Here is a 16,239-nt window from a genome sequence, read left to right on the forward strand (position 1 = left end):
GGCGTGCAGGCGTACCGGCTGGTCCGTCGGCCGGCCGAGGCCGGGCCGACGCGACACGACGACCCCGTGCAGCGGGAGGTGGTCGGACACACCGACGGCCCGCTGCTCGTCCTGGGTGGACCGGGTACCGGCAAGACCAGCACCCTGGTCGAGGCGGTGGTCGCCCGGGTGGCCGAGGGCGTCGACCCGGAACGCGTCCTGGTGCTCGCGTTCAGCCGCCGATCCGCCACCGCGCTGCGGCACCGGATCGAGGCCCGGATCGCCGAGGTCACCAACCGGGTACTGCACGAGCCGCTGGTCCGCACCTTCCCGGCGTACGCCTTCGGGCTGCTGCGCAGGTCGGCGGCGGAACGCGGCGAGCCGTCCCCCCGACTGCTCACCGGTCCCGAGCAGGATCTGATCATCCGGGAACTGCTCGGCGTGGTCGGGGTCGAGGAGAGCGAGCCCGGAGACGGGGACGGCATCGACGACCCGGTCGGCTGGCCGGCGGAGTTGCGCCCGGCACTGCGTACCCGGGCCTTCGCCGAACAGCTCCGCGACCTGCTGATGCGGGCCGCCGAGCGCGGGATCGGGCCGGTCGAGCTGGCCCGGCTCGGCGAGAAGCTCGGCCGGGCCGACTGGCCGGCCGCCGCCCGCTTCCTCCGGCAGTACGTCGCCGTGCTCGCCCTGCGCGACGTCACCACCCGGGGCTCGGTCGCCTACGACCCCGCCGAACTCGTCCGGGCCGCCTCCGGGCTGCTCACCGACGACCCCGACCTGCTCGACGCCGAACGGGCCCGGCTGGCGTACGTCTACGTCGACGAGCTGGCCGACACCGACCCGGCCCAGGTGGACCTGCTGCACCTGGTGGCCGGCGGCGGCAAGCCACTGGTCGCGTTCGGCGACCCGGACTCGTCCACGTACGCCTTCCGGGGCGCCGACCCGGAGATCGTGCACAACTTCGCGCACCGGTTCCGTACCGTCTCCGGGGCGGTGGCCCGGACGCTGGTGCTGCACACGTCGTACCGGGCCGGGCCGGGCCTGCTGGACGCGACCCGGCGGCTGGCGCGGCGGCTGCGCGGGCCGGTGGCCCACCGCGACCTGCATCCGGTGCCGGACGCCGAGCCGGGGACGGTGGAGATCCGCACCTTCCGTTCCGGCACCAGCGAGGCCGCCTACCTGGCGCACGCGCTGCGCTCGGCGCACCTGCTCGACGGGGTGCCCTGGTCGCGGATGGCGGTGCTGCTCCGCTCCACCACGCTGCAACTGCCGCCGTTGCAGCGTGCCCTGCACACCGTCGGGGTGCCGACCGTGGTACACGCCGAGGACCTCCCGCTGCACCTGCAACCGGCGGTGGCGCCGTTCCTGCTGCTGCTGCGCTGCGCGCTCGAACCGGACCGGCTCGACGAGGAGGCGGCGGTGACGCTGCTGCACTCGCCGCTCGGCGGCGCCGACCCGCTGGCCGAGCGGCGGCTGCGGCAGGGGCTGCGCGCGCTGGCGCTGGCCGGTGGCGACCGGCGCCCCTCCGGAGACCTGCTGGTGGAGGCGTTGCGAGACCCGCGCGACCTGCTCACCATCGAACGCCGCTGGGCGGCACCGGCCCAGGCGGTCGCGAACCTGCTGGCTGCCGCCAAGGAGGCTGCCGCCGTGCCCGGGGCGACCGCCGAGGACGTGCTCTGGGCGGTGTGGCGGGCCAGCGGGCTCGCCGAGCGCTGGTCCGGCGCGCTGGCCCGGGCCCGTACCGCCGCCGGGGCGCAGGACAGCGGGCTGCGCTGGCGGGCCGCCGCCGCCGACCGGGACCTGGACGCGATCGTCGTACTCTTCGACGCGGCGGCCCGGTTCGTCGACCGGCTGCCCGGGGCGCGTACCGAGGTCTTCCTCGACCACGTGCTCGGGCAGCAGTTGCCGGCCGACACGCTCGCGCCGAGCGCCGACCGGGGCGAGGCGGTACGCCTGCTCACCGCGCACGCGGCCAAGGGGCTGGAGTGGGACCTGGTCGCGCTGGCCGGCGTACAGGAGGGGATCTGGCCGGACCTGCGGCTGCGCGGCAGCCTGCTCGGCTCGGAACGGCTGGTCGACCTGCTCGCCGGCCGGGGTGCGGGTGCCGGTGTCGCGGCCACCCTGGTGGGGCAGAGTTCGGCGATGCTGGACGAGGAACGCCGGCTCTTCTACGTCGCCGCCACCCGGGCCCGGCGCAGGCTGCTGGTCAGCGCGGTCGCCTCGGCGGCGGTCGGTGTCGCCGACCACGAGGAGCAGCCGAGCCGCTTCCTCTACGAACTCGGCCCCACCGTCGAACGCCCGGACGACGGCGACGGGCACACCGGCAGAGGCGGACCGGACGGCGGGGGCGGCCCCGGCGGCGCGGGCGGGGCGACCCCGGACCCGGACGGTGTGCCGGCCGAGGAGGCGGACGGGCCGCCCGACGACGTACCGACGCTGCCCGTCGCCCGGCCGCCCCGGGCGCTGACGCTGTCGGCGCTGGTCGCCGAGCTGCGTACCGCCGTCACCGACCCGGAGGCGTCGCCGGCCCGGCGGCGCGCGGCGGCGGCCGAGCTGGCCCGGCTGGCCGTCGCCGGGGTGCCGGGAGCACATCCCGACGACTGGTGGGGGCTGCGGCCGCTCTCCGACGACCGGCCGCTGGTCGACGAGGGCGAACCGGTCCGGGTCACCCCGTCCGGGATGGAGAGCGCGCTGCGGTGCAGCCTGCGCTGGCTGCTGGAACGGCACGGCGGCAAGGCGCCGGCCAGCTCCGCGCAGGGCGTCGGCAACCTGGTGCACGCCGCCGCGATGCTCGCCGAGGACGCCAGCGCCGACCGGGGCAAACTGCTGGAGTACGTGACGGCCCGGTTCGACGTGATCGAACTCGCCGCCCGCTGGATGGCCGGCACCGAACGGGCCCGCGCCGAGGTGATGGTCGACAAGCTGCTGCGCTGGCTGGCCGGCAACCCACGCCGGTTGCTCGCCATCGAGCACGAGTTCGCGGTACGCCTCGACGACCCGAAGCGACCGATCGAGCTGACCGGCCGGGTCGACCGGCTGGAGGTGGACGCCGAGGGCCGCCTCGTGGTGATCGACCTCAAGACCGGCAAGTCGACCGCGGTGACCGCCTCCGAGCTGGCCGAACATCCGCAGCTCGGTGCCTACCAGGCGGCGGTGGAGGCGGGCGCGTTCGAAGACCTCGGCGCCGGGTCGGAGTCCGGCGGGGCGGCGCTGGTGCAGCTCGGCACCTCGACCCAGGACGCCCGGGAGCAGGTACAGCCGCCCGCCGGGGCGGCCGAGGAGGCGGGTGGCTGGGCGCGGGCGATGGTCCGGCGCACCGCCGACACGATGGCCGCGGCCACCTTCTCCGCCGTCGCCAACTCGAAGTGCCGGGTCTGCCCGGTGCGCAGCAGTTGCCCGATCTCCGGCCAGGGGCGGCAGGTCGTCGAGCCGCCCACCCGGCGCCGTCCGGACACCCCGCCGAAACCGCCCGGCCAGCGTGGCGGCGGGGGCGCCCGATGACCCAGCCCTCGCTGTTCACCCCGCCCCCGCCGCAGCGGGTCGCCGACGCCGGACCGCGGTACACCCCGGTCGAGCTGGCCAAGCTGCTCCGGCTGCCGGCACCCACCCTGGAGCAGGCCGCGATCATCTCGGCGCCGGTCGAACCGCTGCTGGTGGTCGCCGGTGCCGGCTCGGGCAAGACCGAGACGATGGCCGCCCGGGTGGTCTGGCTGGTCGCCAACGGGTACGTCGAGCCCGGGCACGTCCTCGGGCTCACCTTCACCCGGAAGGCGGCCGGGGAACTCGGTACCCGGATCCGGACCCGGCTCGGTCAACTCGTCCGCCGGCTCGGCCGCAACAGCCGCAACAGCGACGACGACCCGTTCGGCGGCGAGCCGACCGTGGCGACGTACCACTCGTACGCGGCCCGGATCGTCACCGAGCACGGCCTGCGCGGCGGGTACGAGCCGTCGACCCGGCTGCTCACCGAGGCGTCCCGCTGGCAGATCGTCGACTCGATCGTCCGCAACCACGACGGCGACATGTCCGAGGTGGAGCGGCAGCCGAGCACGGTCACCGACGCCGTGCTGGCGCTCGCCGCCGACCTGGCCGAACACCTGGTCACCCCGGACGGCCTGGCCGCCTGGACCGGCCGGTTCTTCGCCGAGGTGCAGTCCCGACCCGGCCGGGTCTACGCCGACGTACGCAAGGCGCTGCACGTCCAGCAGCTCCGGCTGCGGCTGCTGCCACTGGTCCGGGCGTACGCCCAGCGCAAGGACGACTTCGAGGCGATGGACTTCGGCGACCAGCTCGCCCGGGCGGCGCTGGTGGCCCGGGACCACCCGGAGGTCGGCGCGATCGAGCGCGGGCGCTACAAGGTGGTGCTGCTCGACGAATACCAGGACACCAGCCACGCCCAGGTGGTGCTGCTCCGCTCGCTCTACGGCGGCGGCCACCCGGTCACCGCCGTCGGCGACCCGTGCCAGTCGATCTACGGCTGGCGGGGCGCCAGTGCCGGCACCCTGGACCGGTTCCCGACCGAGTTCGCCCAGCCGGACGGCACCCCGGCGCAGGTGCGCACCCTCACCACGAGCTGGCGGAACCGGCCGCAGATCCTGGACGTCGCCAACGGGCTCGCCGCGCCGCTGCGGGCCGCCGGGGCGCAGGTCGCCGAGCTGGCCGCCGCGTTCCGGGTCGACGAGGAGATCCCCGGCCGCACCGGGCGGGGGTACCCGGGCGGCACGGTGCACTGCGCGCTGCTCGACACGTACGCCGACGAGGCCGACTGGATCGCCGACAGCATCCTCGCCGCCTGGCGGGGCGCGGCCCGGATGCCGGACGCGCTGCCGGAGCAGATTCCCGTGGTGGCCCGGCCGACGACGGCGGTCCTGGTCCGGCTGCGCAGCCAGATCCCGGCGATCGAGGCGGCGCTGCGCGACCGGGGACTGCCGGTCGAGGTGGTCGGCCTCGGCGGGCTGCTGGACACCCCCGAGGTCCGGGACGTGGTCTGCACCCTGCGGGTGCTCTCCGACCCGACCGACGGTGCCGCGCTGCTCCGGCTGCTGACCGGGGCACGCTGGCGGATCGGCCCGCGCGACCTGGTCGCCCTGCACCGCCGGGCCACCGCGATCGCCCGCGCCCGCCGGGAACTGCCCCGGTCCGACGACGACTCCGAGCCGGAGATCGTCACCGACCGGCTGGACGAGGCGACCCTGGTCGAGGCGCTGGCCGACCTCGGGCCGGCGCAGGCGTACTCGGCGGAGGGCTACGCCCGGCTGCGGGCGTACGCCAGGGAACTCGGCCTGCTCCGGCACCGCCTGGACCAGCCGCTGCCGGACCTGCTCGCCGACGTCGAACGGACCATCGGCCTCGACGTCGAGGTGGCGGTACGCGCCGGCAGCGACGGCCGGGGCGGCGACGCCGGCCTGGCCCGGGGCCACCTCGACGCGCTCGGCGACGTGGCGGCCCGGTTCGCCGGTGACTCGGCCGGTGCGCCGCTGCACGCCTTCCTGGCCTTCCTCGCCGCCGCCGAGGACGAGGAGCGGGGACTCTCCCCGGGCGAGGTGGAGGTGGTGGAGGGTGCGGTGCAGATCCTCACCGCGCACGCCGCCAAGGGCCTGGAGTGGGACGTGGTCTCGGTGGCCGGGCTGAGCCGGGGAGTCTGGCCGGGTACCGCCCGGGGCTCCGACCACTACCTGCTCGGCCTCGGGGTGCTGCCGTTCCCGCTGCGCGGCGACGCGGACGGGCTGCCCGAACTGGCCCTTGCCGACGCCGACGACCAGAAGGCGGTGGCCCGGGCGCTGGCCAGCTTCACCGACGACTGGCGGGCGCACGACGAGCGGGAGGAACGCCGGCTGGCGTACGTGGCGGTCACCCGGCCACGCCGGCTGCTGCTCTGCTCCGGCTACTGGTGGGGCGAGGGGACGAAACGCCCACGTGGCCCGTCGACGTTCCTCTCCGAGGTGTACGAGTGGTGCCTGACCACGCCTGAGGCCGGCGAGAGCGGCTTCGTGGTGGACGCCTGGGCGCCGGAGCCGGCGGCGGACGCCAGCAACCCGACCACCGAGGTGGTGCTCCGGGCCGAGTGGCCGGCCGACCCGCTCGGCGCCCGACGCCCGGTACTCGCCGAGGCCGCGGCCCTGGTCCGCCGCCTCATCGCCGAGGATGAAAGGAAGGGCCCCCTCTTATCGCTTTCGGTAGATGCGGGGGCCCTTCCTAACACCTCAGCCGAGGCGGCGGTGGCGCCGGACGCGGAGGCGGTGGTAGAGCCGGACGCGGAGGCGGCGGCTGCTGCGGCGGCGTGGCGACGCGAGGCCGAACTGCTGCTCGCCGAGCGGGACATGCTCGCCGACCGCTCCGGACCGGTCGAGGTGGCGCTCCCCGGCCACCTGTCGGTCTCGCAGCTCGTGACGCTGCGCCGGGACCCGGCGGCGCTGGCCCGCGCGTTGCGCCGGCCGATGCCCCGGCGCCCCGAGCCGTACGCCCGGCGGGGCACCGCGTTCCACTCGTGGCTGGAGCAGCGGTACGGGATCAGCCGGCTCCTAGACGTCGACGAGCTGCCCGGGGCGGCCGACTCGGATGCCGCCCCGGACGAGGCGCTGGCCGAGTTGCAGGAGCGGTTCCTGGCCAGCGAGTGGGCCGAGCGCACTCCGGTGGAGGTGGAGGTGCCGTTCGCCACGTCGATCGGCGGGCTGCTGGTCCGGGGCCGGATGGACGCCGTCTTCACTCTGCCCGGCGGCCGGTACGACGTGGTCGACTGGAAGACGGGGCGGCAGCCGACCGGGGTCGAGGCGGATGCCGCCGCGGTGCAGCTGGCGGCGTACCGGCTGGCCTGGGCGGAGCTGGCGGGTGTGCCGGTGGACCGGGTCCGGGCGGCCTTCCACTACGTACGGGACAACGTGACCGTACGGCCGGCGGACCTGCTCGACGCCGACGGCCTCGCCGCGCTGGTGGCGCAGGTGCCGGAGACGGCGGCGGGTGGTTGAGCCCTCGGAGGGGCGGCTCATCCGATCGGATCGCCGGAATCCGCTCGCTCGGGCCGATCGTGTGCTAACGTTGCGGCGTTGCAGTTTTGGTTCCCAGAGACTCTGTGTGCGCCTGCGGGATTGTGACCGTAGGCGCTCTTTGTTATGTCCGGAGTTCTCCGGGCGGGGCGACCAGAGCGACAGCCGTCCACCACCTCGGTGGGCAACAACTCGGTCCGCAACAGGTGCGGACCGAACGTTCCGTCAGGAGACGAAACACATGGCAATTGGCACCGTGAAGTGGTTCAACGCCGACAAGGGCTTCGGCTTCATCACCCCGGACGGCGGCGGCGCCGACGTCTTTGCCCACTTCTCCGCGATCCAGAGCTCGGGCTACCGCAGCCTGGACGAGAACCAGCGGGTGGAGTTCGAGGTCACCCAGGGCCAGAAGGGCCCGCAGGCGGAGAACATCCGCCCGATCTGACCGAGCATTCCTGCGCGGCGCAAGCTCGACGCAGAGGTTCGACCACCGCGCCCAGACCGGCGTGGTGACGCGGCCAGCCCGCGCCCGACGGCACGGGCTGGCTCCCGCGTATTTCCCGGTCCGTGGCTGCGGTCACCGGGCGCACCGCCGCCGGTGGCCGAGCCGCGGCGGCGGTGTGCCCGGTGATCTTCCTCGACACGTACCGCTTCGAGGAAGGTCCCGCAATGACCCGCACCATCCACTCTTTCGCCGACGCGCCGCTGGCCGCCGGACTGCACGTCGCGTTGACCGAGAACGGCATCCTCACGCCGTTCCCGATCCAGGCGGCCACGCTGCCCGACTCGCTGGCCGGTCGGGACGTGCTCGGCCGGGGCCGTACCGGCTCCGGCAAGACGCTCGCGTTCGGCCTGCCCCTGCTGTCCCGTACCGCCGGCCGCCGGGCCCGGCCGGGCCGCCCCCTCGGGCTCGTCCTGGTCCCGACCCGCGAACTCGCCCAGCAGGTGACCACCGCGCTGGCCCCGTACGCCCGTACGCTCGGGCTGCGCTGCGTCACCGTGGTCGGCGGACTCTCGCTGAGCCGGCAGGCCGCCGCGCTGCGGGCCGGCGCGGAGGTGGTGATCGCCACACCGGGACGGCTGGCCGACCTGGTCGACCGGGGAGACTGCCGGCTGGACGAGGTCACCGTCACGGTGCTCGACGAGGCCGACCAGATGGCCGACATGGGCTTCCTTCCGCAGGTGACCGACCTGCTGCGCCAGGTGGCGCCGGGTGGGCAGCGGATGCTCTTCTCGGCCACTCTGGACCGTGGCGTCGACCGGCTGGTCCGCCGGTTCCTGACCGACCCGGTCTCGCACTCCGTCGACCCGACGACCGCCACCGTCACCGCGATGACCCATCACGTCCTCCAGGTGGAGGCGGTGGACAAGACGACGGCGACGGCGCAGATCGCGGCCCGGGAGGGTCGGGTGATGCTCTTCGTCGGTACCAAGCACCGCGCCGACCGGCTGGCCAAACAGTTGATGACCCGGGGCGTACGGGCGGCCGCCCTGCACGGCGGCAAGTCGCAGCCGCAGCGGACCCGTACCCTGGAGCAGTTCAAGTCCGGTCAGGTGACCGCCCTGGTGGCGACCGACGTGGCGGCCCGGGGCATCCACGTGGACGGGCTCGACCTGGTGGTGAACGTCGACCCGCCGACCGACTCGAAGGACTACCTGCACCGGGGTGGCCGTACGGCCCGGGCGGGCGAGTCCGGCCGGGTGGTCACCCTGGCGCTGCCCGAGCAGCGCCGGGAGGTGGCCCGACTGCTCAGCGATGCCGGCATCCGGCCCGAGACACTGGCGGTCCGCCCCGGTGACCCGGCGCTGATGCGGCTCACCGGAGCGCGGGTCCCGTCCGGGGTTCCGGTGTCGGCGCCGGCCGCCCGACCGACGACGACTCCGAAGACCCCGAGGACGCCGAGGACCGCGACGGCGGTCTCGGCGGCGGTGCCGAACCCGCGGTCGGAGAACGGTGGAAGTCGCCGGGCATCGCGTTCCCGCCGGCTGCGCCGGGTCGCCTGACCGGTCGACCGCCTTCTCCGGCGTCGCTCACCCCTGCCTGACTTTCCAGGCTTGCTCTCCCTCGCCGGCTTCCCGGCGTCGCTCACCCCTGCTTGGCGCCACTCTTTCCCCGCGCAGGGCCCGCCCTCGCTCCCGCCCGTCGTCGCTCGGCGGGCGGTGCGGTTTTCTGGTGTCGGTTGGTGACGGCGGGTGAGGGCGCGCTGACCGTCAAACGCCCCGTCCCGAGTGGCGAGGCAGTCGATGCTCCGATCGGTCAGGACAACTATGCCCGCGAATACACCTGATCGGGTCCGATGGGCGACTGCGGAGTAACTATCGACGGGTCATCCTGTCCTGGGGAACCAGCGGCCACGGGGGTGGGTCGCGGTGGGGGAGGTTGCGATGACCGTGCGTGTCGGTCAGGGCTCGACGCGGGAGATCCTGGTAGTGCTCCTGCTCGCGGTCACCGGTCTACTCCTCGCCACGGTCGTCGTGTTCACCCCGTGGTACGGCCTGGCCGCCGGGGCGCCCGAGGTCGAGGTGGTCGAGATGCACTCACCGGCGACCTCCGGCGACGCGATCGAGATGACGGTCGCCGGTGACGGCTGACCGCCCTCCGCCGCTCTCGGGCGTCCGGCGGGTCGGCTCGCCGGACCGCCGGTGGTGTTCACTAGGGAGATGCCGGACAACGTCCCGCCGGGGACCGACGGCGCCGAGGGTCGGCCCGGCGCCGCCTGGGCCGCCGGTGCCGTAACCCGGATCGGCCTGCCCGCAGCGCCGCTGGAACTGCCCGAACCGACCCCCGGTACGCCTGCTCGGGACCGTCGGCTGTGGTGGTTCGCCGGTGCGGCCGGTGGAGTACTCGTGATCGGCCTCGTGGTGGTGCTGGGGCTGACCATGTCCGGCGGGGTCGACCCGCTGTGGAGCCGGCCGGAGGCGCCGACGGACGTACGGCCGCCGTTGGCCCGGAAGTGCCCGCTGCCCGGCTCGTCGGCGCCGGCCGCACCCGGTGCGCCGTCGCCGGGCGTACCCGGTTCGCCAGGGCCGGGCGTACCCGGTTCGCCAGGGCCGACGGTCCCGGAGCCGGACCCGGTCGTCCCGCCGGGCGGGCCGGGGCAGCCGCGCAGCGGGGAGCGGACCGTCGACCCGGAGGCCGGGATCTCCTACGCCAGCTACGGCCCGCCGTGGCAGCCGTGGCAGACGGTGTGGAGTGCCGGGGCGCTGGAGGTGCCGTACCGGGTCGGGCAGCACTTCGTCACCGAGCGGGAGTACGACGGGTTCAGCGACTACCACGCCTCGATCCTGTCGGCGGCGGTGCCGGCGGCGGAGAACGACGCCCTCACTTTCGACCTGGAGTGCGTCGGCCGGCAGGTGGCCAGCGACGTCCGCGCCGAGTACTACCCGCAGCCGAACCGCATGGAGTCGATCCGGGACGGGCGGACCACGCTGGGCGGGCGGCCGGCCTGGGTCTCGGTGTTCCGGCTGCACTTCACCCGGCCACGGCTGCGGGCCACCGACGAGTTGGCCGCCGTCGCCTGCATCGACGTGGGCCGGTCGACCGTCGCGATCCTCTACGTCTCGATACCCGGGACCCATCGGGAGTTCGACTGGGTGGTCGAGCACGCTCTCGCCTCGGTCCGCCCCGCCTGAGGCGTGTGGGGGTACGCCGCAGGTGTGGTCAGGTAGGCCGAGGCCGACCACCGGTGGTGGCGGGACGCGCTAGGGTCGGTGCGTGGCGGCGGGAAGATCGAGAATTCCAACGACGAAGCATTCGGTCGAGCGGTTCACCCTCGACAACGGCCTCCGGGTGGTGCTGGCCCCGGATCGCAGCGCCCCGGTGGTCGGCGTGGCAGTCGTCTACGACGTGGGCATCCGGTCGGAGCCGGAGGGCCGGACGGGTTTCGCGCACCTCTTCGAGCACCTGATGTTCCAGGGCTCGGAGAACCTGGAGAAGCTGGCGCACTTCAGGCACATCCAGGGCGCCGGCGGGACCTTCAACGGCTCTACCCACCTGGACTACACCGACTACTGGGAGACGTTGCCGAGCAACGCGCTGGAGCGGGCCCTCTTCCTGGAGGCGGACCGGATGCGCGGGCCGCGACTGACCGAGGAGAACCTCCGCAACCAGGTCGACGTGGTGAAGGAGGAGATCCGGGTCAACGTGCTGAACCGGCCGTACGGCGGCTTCCCCTGGCTGCGGCTGCCGCCGGTCATGTTCGACACGTTCCCCAACGCGCACGACGGGTACGGCTCCTTCGACGACCTGGAAAGCGCCAGCATCGCCGACGCGACCGACTTCTTCGACCGGTACTACGCCTGCGGCAACGCCGTACTGGCCGTCGGCGGGGACCTGGACGTGGCGGAGGCGACGGCGCTGATCGAGCGGCACTTCGGGGACGTACCGGCCCGGCCCGCGCCGGCCCGGCCGGACTTCGCCGAGCCGGACCTGACCGGCGAGCGGCGCGAGTCCTACACCGACCGGCTGGCGCCGTTGCCGGCGGTGGCGGCGGCCTGGCGGGTACCGGACCCGATCGGCGACTTCGCCGGCTACCTGCCGTACGTGGTGCTGGCCGAGGTGCTCACCGACGGCGACGCGTCCCGGCTGGTGGAGCGGCTGGTCCTGCGGGACCGTGCGGTGACCAGCGTCGGCGGGTATCTCGGGCTGATGGGCGACCCGTTCGACGTACGGGACCCCACCGCGCTGGTGCTCCAGGCCCACCTGCCGCCTGGCGGCGGGGTGGAGAAGGTGCTCCAGACCATCGACGAGGAACTCGACCGGCTCGCCACCGACGGGTTGGACGGCGACGAGCTGGCCCGGACCCAGGCCCGGATGGCGACCCACCTGCTCCGGGAGACCGACGCGGTGCTCGGCCGCACGCTCCAGATGGCGGTGCTGGAGCAGCAGCGGGGTGATCCGGGGTTGCTGGGTGAGCTGCCCCGGCTGGTCGGCGAGGTCACCGAGGAGCAGGTGCGGGCAGCGGCCGCCACCCTGCGACCGCAGCGCCGGGCCGCCGTCGAGGTCGTTCCCGGTGGAGGTGTCAGGTGACCGTCCGTACGCTGCCCCCGCTCGGGCCGAACCGCAAGCTCAAGCTGCCCCGCGAGGTCGAGCGCACGCTGCCCAACGGGCTGACGGTGATCGTGCTGCGCCGGCCGGCGGTACCGCTGGTCGAGCTGCGGCTCTGGCTGCCGTTCGGCCGGGCCCACCTGGCCCGGGGGCTGATGATGTCCCAGACGCTGCTCTCCGGCACCGGGACGATGACCTCGGTGCAGCTCGCCGCCGAGTTGCAGAAGGTCGGCGGCGGGCTCTCCGCCGGGGTCGACGCCGACCGGCTGATGATCTCCGGCAACGGCCTCTCGACCGGACTGAACCGGATCCTGGAGCTGCTCGCCGAGGTGCTCACCGGGGCGAGCTACCCGAACGACGAGGTCGCCACCGAGCGGGCCCGGCTGATCGACGGGATCCGGATGGCGCAGAGCCAGCCGACCCACCTGGTCCGCAAGGCGCTGCTGAAGCGGATCTACGGCAAGCACCCGTACTCGGTGCAGACTCCGGAACCGGAGCAGGTCGAGGCGGTCCGGCCGGCGGCGTTGCGCAGCCTGCACGCTGCCCGGGTACGCCCGACCGGAGCGGTCCTGCTGCTGGTCGGCGACGTGCAGCCGGCAAAGGCGCTGGACGCGGTGGAGCGGGCGCTCGGTGGCTGGACCGGGGACGGTGCGCCGGGCGAGCTGCCGCCGATCCCGCCGCTGGAGCCGGGGCCGCTGCTGCTGGTGGACCGGCCCGGGTCGGTGCAGTCGTCGGTCCGGCTGGCGCTGCCGGCGGTGCCGCGTACCCATCCGGAGCATGCCGCGCTGCAACTGGCCAACCTGGTCTTCGGCGGTTATTTCTCGTCCCGCTGGGTGGAGAACATCCGGGAGGACAAGGGGTACACGTACGGGCCGCACTCGTTGATCGAGCACGCCGTCGCCGGTTCCACGCTGATGGTCTCCGCCGAGGTGGCGACCGAGGTGACCGGGCCGGCACTGCTGGAGACGGTCTACGAACTGGGCCGGCTGGCCTCGCTGCCGCCGAAGGAGGACGAGCTGGAGCAGGCCCGGCAGTACGCCCTCGGTACCCTCCAGCTCGGCATCTCGACCCAGGCCGGGCTGGCGGCGGTGGCCAGCGCGTACGCCGGTTCCGGGCTGCGCCTGGAGTTCCTGGCCGAGCACGCGGCCCGGTTGGCGAGGGCGACCCGGGACGACGTGGCGACGGCGGCGGCGAAATACCTGGCGCCGGCCCGGGCGGTCACGGTGGTGCTGGGCGACGCCGCTCAGGTCGAGGGCCCCCTGGGTGTGCTGGGACCGGTCCGGACCGAGGCCGCGGGATCGTGACCTCCGGTCCACCGCCGACGGACCTGCCGGCAGGTCATCCGCCGCTGGCCCGGTCCACGCTCGACCGGGCCGCGCACCGGCGTACCGACCCGGGCTGGTTGGCCGAGGCCTGGCAGCGGGCCCGGGTGCTGGTGGTGGACGTGGCGAACGGCGGCCGGAGCCTGGTCGGTTCGGCCGGTAAGAAGCCGGAGTTGATCCTGCTCGGTCCGGACGCGGCCGCGGACAGCGCGCCGGCCGCCCGGCTCTTCCTCGGCGTCGAGCCGGACGGGGTACCGGTCTTCGCGGTCGACGCGCCGCTGCCGGAGCTGGCCGGCACCCGGCCGGCGAACCTGCGCGAGGTCGGCCATCTGCTCAGCGACCGGGACGCCGGGCTCTTCACCACGGCGGTGGCGCTGGCGAACTGGCACGCCCGGCATCTGTACTCGTCGCTGACGGGGCTCTCCACCGTGGTCGGGGACGCGGGTTGGTCCCGGCGGGACGAGGCGGGCAACCAGCTCTGGCCGCGTACCGATCCGGCGATGATCGTGCTGGTGCACGACGGCGTCTCCGGTCCCGGCGGGCGGTGCCTGCTCGGCAACAACGCGGCCTGGCGCTCCGAGCGGGGGCTGCGCCGGTATTCCTGCCTGGCCGGCTACGTCGAGCCGGGGGAGTCGGCCGAGGACGCGGTGGTCCGGGAGGTCACCGAGGAGGTCGGCCTCGTCCCGTACCAGATCGGGTACGTCGCCAGCCAGTCGTGGCCGTTTCCGGCCTCGCTGATGCTGGGTTTCTTCGCCCTGGCCGACCCGGATCGGCCGATCCGGCTGGACCCGGCGGAGATCGCGTACGCGGGCTGGTTCAGCCGGCGGGAGATCGCCACGGTGCTGGCCGGGGAGGCGGTCGAGGTCGGTGCCGGGCTGCGGTTGGCGCTGCCGCCGCCCTCGTCGATCGCGTTGTTCCTGATCCGGACCTGGTTGGAGGATGCCCGGTAGTCCGGGAACTCTTCCGCACAAATCTTGGCCCGCGAGCGTCGTTGCCGCGACGATCACGGGCCAAGATCATAGGCCGTCGTTGCCGGGTCAGGCATGGTGCGTGGCGGGGGACGCCACCCCGGTCGACGACGGTCGTCTAGCCGAACCTCGACTGTGGGCCGAGGTTCCTGGGTTGCGGGTCGACGCTCGGCGGGCCGAACTCGGCCGGCCCCGGTCCGGGTGTGTCGACGGGCAGGGCCCGGTCGGCGGTCTGGTCCCGGAACGGCTGGTTGCGGTGCCGCCGGTCGGGCTCGCCCACCGGCACCACCTTGACCCGCTGTCGCCCGGACCGCACCGCGCCCACACTGGACAGTGCCCGGGCGAGCAGCAGGGCGGCGTCCCGGTCCTCGGCGCGGACGATCTGCCGGCGCTGTTCCGGAGAGGTCTGTTCGTCGCGGAGGCGTTCCCCCTGCGCCCAGGCAGCGGCCAACTCGTCATCAGCGGCGGCACGGATATCCGTGCGAACGATTAGAAACCGCATGGGTGTCTCCGAAGGCCGGTGACGGACGATGATCCTGCGATTACCTAACGAAGTCATTTCGTGGAACTTCCACGCCCCTCGGGTTATGTTCACTCATTCTTGGCCGGTGGGCAAGTGAAACGCGCCAATTGGAGTAGTTGCTCGTCCGATCAGGTGACACAGGGTCACGCCGCTGAGGTAAAGCGGGAGGTCGGGGTGCCGCCGGTTGACGCAGGGTCAGCGCCGCTGCGGCGTACGACGAAGCCGCCGGCTCCCGGAGCGGGAACCGGCGGCTTCGGACTCGAATCTGTGCGGCTTCGGACGAGAGTCTGTGCGGCACCTGCGGAGTGCGCCGGGACCGGCCACGACACCCGGACCCGGCGCGTCCGTCGAGCACGGCGGGCGCCGGGGCCGGATTCCGGCCGCGACTACTGCTCGGTCAGCCGCCCGGAGCGGCGACTGCGCTGGGTCGGCGGCATCCCCGGGTCGCGGCTCGCCGGCTTCCGGGGAGCCGACGAGCGCTGCGCCGCCGTCTCGGCCAACCAGGTGATCGTCTCCTCCGGACTCAGCGCCGCGTCCTGGAGCCACTCGAAGACCATCGAGTAGGTCGCGATCTCCTTGGGTTCGGTCACCATCAGGTTGGTGGCCAGCCCCTCGATCGCGAGCGTCTCCGGATCCTGCGGCTCGGCGAAGCGGTAGAGCGAGAACCCGGTGTGCGGCAGATACCAGTCCGCGATGGTGTGCTCGGTGGGGAGTACCTGGAGCGTCACGTTGGGCAGCCCGGCGAGCTTGCGCAACTGGATCAGTTGGCCCCGCAGCACCTCGCGCGGGCCGGCCCGTCCGCCGAGCGCAGCCTCCTCGATCACCGCGTGGTAGCGGGGCGGTTCGACCTCGCGGGTGAGCAGCGACTGCCGGGCCATCCGGGCCGCCACCTCGGTCTCGGCGTCCTCGGTGTCGTCGGTGTCGGGGTCGTCCACGAGCTGCCGCGAGGAGAGGATGCGCAGGTTGACGTAGCCCTTGCTCTGCAACAGGCCGGGCACGATCACCGGGCTGTACTCGCGGATCTCCGCACAGCCCGCCTCCAACTCGGCGTAACCGCGCTGCCGCGGCGTCATCGTCGCGTACGAGCGCAGCCAGCCCCGGATGTCGCCGGCCTCGTTGGTGATCGCGGTCAGTTCGTCGCGCAGTGTCCCGGTGACCTTGTAGAGGTCCAGCAGGTCGAGGACGTCACGCAGGTCGGGCCGACTGCGGCCGTTCTCCAGCCGGGACAGTTTGGAGGCCGACGCCCAGCCCACCGCCTCGATGACCTGGTCGCCGGTGAGCTTGGCGGACTCCCGCAGCTTGCGCAGTTCCGTGCCGAGCCTGCGCCGCCGCAGGATCGGGCTGGGTTGAGCAGGAGGCACTGGATCCTCGCTCTCGTTTCCGTCGAGCCCGTCGCCGGGCAGGTGCGGACCGTCCA

Annotated in this window: 9 protein-coding genes and 2 pseudogenes; 9 read left to right on the forward strand and 2 right to left on the reverse strand. The window is 73.9% G+C overall.

Translation table 11 applies throughout. From position 1 onward, the window contains the following. The first annotated feature begins 3 nt into the window (after nucleotides 1-3). The 9 genes and pseudogenes from V1634_RS21490 (at nucleotide 4) to nudC (ending at nucleotide 14,281) form a co-directional block, all read left to right on the forward strand. On the forward strand, nucleotides 4-3,480 hold the full coding sequence (locus V1634_RS21490) for an ATP-dependent helicase (protein WP_407951824.1): 3,477 nt from the start codon (nucleotides 4-6) through the stop codon (nucleotides 3,478-3,480). Then, a complete protein-coding gene (locus V1634_RS21495) occupies nucleotides 3,477-6,944 on the forward strand; it encodes an ATP-dependent helicase (RefSeq protein ID WP_331209685.1) in 3,468 nt (1,155 codons plus the stop codon). Before V1634_RS21490 ends, V1634_RS21495 begins: the two co-directional genes overlap by 4 nt. A 259-nt stretch (nucleotides 6,945-7,203) precedes the next feature. After that, entirely contained in the window at nucleotides 7,204-7,407 is a 204-nt protein-coding gene (gene cspE, locus V1634_RS21500; protein WP_101369720.1) for a transcription antiterminator/RNA stability regulator CspE, read from the forward strand. 224 nt (nucleotides 7,408-7,631) lie between these two features. Continuing rightward, nucleotides 7,632-8,913, forward strand: a pseudogene (locus tag V1634_RS21505) (DEAD/DEAH box helicase); the annotation flags it as partial. A 434-nt stretch (nucleotides 8,914-9,347) separates the two neighbouring features. Then, entirely contained in the window at nucleotides 9,348-9,554 is a 207-nt protein-coding gene (locus V1634_RS21510) for a hypothetical protein (RefSeq protein ID WP_331209687.1), read from the forward strand. Between the two features lie 69 nt (nucleotides 9,555-9,623). Next, on the forward strand, nucleotides 9,624-10,595 hold the full coding sequence (locus V1634_RS21515; protein WP_331209688.1) for a hypothetical protein: 972 nt from the start codon (nucleotides 9,624-9,626) through the stop codon (nucleotides 10,593-10,595). An 82-nt stretch (nucleotides 10,596-10,677) separates the two neighbouring features. Continuing rightward, entirely contained in the window at nucleotides 10,678-11,991 is a 1,314-nt protein-coding gene (locus V1634_RS21520) for a M16 family metallopeptidase (RefSeq protein WP_331209689.1), read from the forward strand. After that, a complete protein-coding gene (locus tag V1634_RS21525) occupies nucleotides 11,988-13,313 on the forward strand; it encodes a M16 family metallopeptidase (protein WP_331209690.1) in 1,326 nt (441 codons plus the stop codon). The genes V1634_RS21520 and V1634_RS21525 overlap by 4 nt, the downstream gene beginning before the upstream one ends. Next, nucleotides 13,310-14,281 carry an NAD(+) diphosphatase gene (gene nudC / locus V1634_RS21530; protein WP_331209691.1) on the forward strand — a complete coding sequence of 324 codons (972 nt, stop codon included), beginning with the start codon at nucleotides 13,310-13,312 and terminating at the stop codon, nucleotides 14,279-14,281. Before V1634_RS21525 ends, nudC begins: the two co-directional genes overlap by 4 nt. 286 nt (nucleotides 14,282-14,567) lie before the next feature. Here nudC and V1634_RS21535 read toward each other — a convergent pair. Next, nucleotides 14,568-14,801, reverse strand: a pseudogene (locus V1634_RS21535) (hypothetical protein); the annotation flags it as partial. Between the two features lie 407 nt (nucleotides 14,802-15,208). Beyond that, nucleotides 15,209-16,183 carry a helix-turn-helix domain-containing protein gene (locus tag V1634_RS21540; RefSeq protein ID WP_331209692.1) on the reverse strand — a complete coding sequence of 325 codons (975 nt, stop codon included), beginning with the start codon at nucleotides 16,181-16,183 and terminating at the stop codon, nucleotides 15,209-15,211. Nucleotides 16,184-16,239: the final 56 nt, after the last annotated feature.

The organism is Plantactinospora veratri, assembly GCF_036421995.1.
Classification (GTDB): Bacteria; Actinomycetota; Actinomycetes; order Mycobacteriales; family Micromonosporaceae; genus Plantactinospora; species Plantactinospora veratri.

Coding starts and splice junctions, on each gene's coding strand:
- V1634_RS21495 (WP_331209685.1), top strand. CDS start 3,477: ATGACCCAGCCCTCGCTGTTCACCCCGCCCCCGCCGCAGCGGGTCGCC.
- cspE (WP_101369720.1), top strand. CDS start 7,204: ATGGCAATTGGCACCGTGAAGTGGTTCAACGCCGACAAGGGCTTCGGC.
- V1634_RS21510 (WP_331209687.1), top strand. CDS start 9,348: ATGACCGTGCGTGTCGGTCAGGGCTCGACGCGGGAGATCCTGGTAGTG.
- V1634_RS21515 (WP_331209688.1), top strand. CDS start 9,624: ATGCCGGACAACGTCCCGCCGGGGACCGACGGCGCCGAGGGTCGGCCC.